This is a genomic window from Rhodoferax sp. UBA5149 (genome assembly GCF_002413825.1).
In the GTDB taxonomy this organism is placed as follows: domain Bacteria; phylum Pseudomonadota; class Gammaproteobacteria; order Burkholderiales; family Burkholderiaceae_C; genus Rhodoferax.
The window spans coordinates 1-883 of sequence record NZ_DHXT01000179.1; the positions used below are offsets into that span (position 1 = coordinate 1).

Below are 883 nucleotides of genomic sequence, written 5' to 3' on the forward strand. Positions count from 1 at the left end.
TGCAACACCATCGGAATGGCTTGCGCCTGGATGGGGGTCATGGACTCGTAGCCCAGGTCGGCCACGGCGCGGGCCAGCGGCTCCGCCAGTTGCAACTGGGCAAACGCCATCGGTAAAGCGTCGGGGATCAGATCAGGAGTTAGATCAGAGTTCAAATCGGTCATTCATAGCCAAGGTCAGATGCTATCAATCCGATAGCTGAGCGCACCCCAAGGACTGGGGGCAAACCCTTATTATCCTCCACTTATCACAATTGACGTGCAGAAAACGTGTCACAGGCCTTCACGCTGCCATTTTTCAGGCCATTATCGAACCAGCGCTGACGCTGCGCACTGGTGCCATGGGTAAAGCTTTCGGGCACCACGGCGTGGCCGCTGGACCGCTGCAAGGCGTCGTCGCCAATCCTGGCGGCGGCGTTCATGGCTTCTTCCACATCGCCCTGCTCCAGCAACTGCCGGGCCGCCTGCGCATGGTTGGCCCACACCCCGGCAAAGCAGTCAGCCTGCAACTCCAGCCGAACGCTCAGCGCGTTGTACTCGGACTGGCTGACGTGCCCGCGCGTCTGGTCCATCCTGGCGCTGATGCCCAGCAGATTCTGCACATGGTGGCCGACTTCGTGGGCAATCACATAGGCCTGGGCGAAGTCGCCTGGCGCGCCGAGCCGGTTTTTCAGGATTTCGTAGAAACCGAGGTCAATGTAGACCTTCTGGTCGCCCGGGCAATAAAACGGTCCCATCGCCGACTGACCCTGCCCGCAAGCGGTGGCGGTGGCGCCCCGAAACAGCACCAGCTTGGGCTCTCTGTAGGTGACACCACCCTTGCTGAACACATCTTTCCAGACGTCTTCGGTGTCGGCCAGCACGGTGGAGACGAACTTGGCCAT

General features: G+C 60.7%; 2 protein-coding genes. Both read right to left on the minus strand.

Going from position 1 to position 883, the window contains the following annotated elements; all coding sequences use genetic code 11:
• Positions 1-164: DEAD/DEAH box helicase (locus B3V69_RS16045; protein ID WP_296448018.1), on the minus strand; the 164-nt coding region annotated here is incomplete at its 3' end.
• A gap of 83 nt (positions 165-247) precedes the next feature.
• Positions 248-883 (minus strand): KPN_02809 family neutral zinc metallopeptidase (gene ypfJ, locus B3V69_RS16050; RefSeq protein ID WP_296448014.1); only part of this gene is annotated, 636 nt, incomplete at its 5' end.